The sequence below is a fragment of the Gilliamella sp. Choc6-1 genome, from assembly GCF_001690385.1.
In the GTDB taxonomy this organism is placed as follows: domain Bacteria; phylum Pseudomonadota; class Gammaproteobacteria; order Enterobacterales; family Orbaceae; genus Gilliamella; species Gilliamella apicola_A.
Genome location: NZ_LZHI01000059.1, coordinates 1 through 1,007, shown reverse-complemented (window position 1 = coordinate 1,007; position 1,007 = coordinate 1). Strand labels below are relative to the sequence as shown.

Annotated in this window: 1 protein-coding gene; it reads right to left on the bottom strand. The window is 46.0% G+C overall.

Features of this window, described 5'->3' with window-relative positions:
• Positions 1-1,007 (bottom strand): hemagglutinin repeat-containing protein (locus tag A9G36_RS07795; RefSeq protein ID WP_176701023.1); only part of this gene is annotated, 1,007 nt, incomplete at both ends.

The window sequence follows — 1,007 nt, the reverse complement described above, 5'->3', positions numbered from 1 at the left end:
ATCACCGCACCTTTTAAGTCAGTGTTATTGCCTACCTTAATGTCAAAGCCACCACTGCCGGCAAAGATGCCCGATTGGTCGGTGACACTTTGCCAGTTGCTGTCCATTTTGGTTTTGCTCGCCGAGGCATTAATACTGCTTGAGCCTCCATAAGAAAAACTTCCCCCTACCGAGGTTGAGGTGCTTTTGGAGTGGAACTCATCGCTGTCTTGTTTCGATTCAATATTAAGGTCATGACCTATATCAGCCACCACCCTATTGCCTTTGACTTGCCCTGCAACAATGTTGGCATCATTACCGGTGATGATGGTGAGCTTGTTGCCTGCCTCTACCACACTTTCTGTCCAATCGGTACCGTTATCTTTTTCTCTGGATTTGCTTTGGCTAGCACTGGCCGAGATGGTAAAGCCATTTTTTTCTCCACCAAAGTTATAGCCCACACCCACCGAGCCACTGCTGCTTTTTTCTTTCGTCTCTGTTTTTATCGTGTTTTCTTGACCAATGATGTTGACATCATGGTTCGCTTTTAGCATCACATCATGACCTGCAGATACCTGACTGCCAATGATGTTGACATCATGGTTCGCTTTTAGCATCACATCATGACCTGCAGATACCTGACTGCCAATGATATTGATATCGCCGCTCTCTTTTTGACCATTGCCCGTCGCAATAATGCTGACGTTATTCCCCGCTGAGATGCCACTACTTACCACAGTGTGTTGCTCTTGGTTTACCGTGCGCTCGGTTTTTTCATTGCCAATACTAACATTAATCCCAATGGAGGCTTGTGGTGTGCCATTTTGTAAATTAGCGCCGCCCTCTAGCGCCGCATTACCCGCTTGTAACCCCGCTTTAATATTCATCAGCGCTTTGGTTTTTTCATTGGTCTGCTTTTTCGCTTGCTCTCGGGTTTGGTTGGCGTTGTAAATATCACTCACCGTGCCCGTTATCGAAATAGTAAGCCCTGATTTTTTGCGCTCATACTCTTCTTTATACGTCGTTTT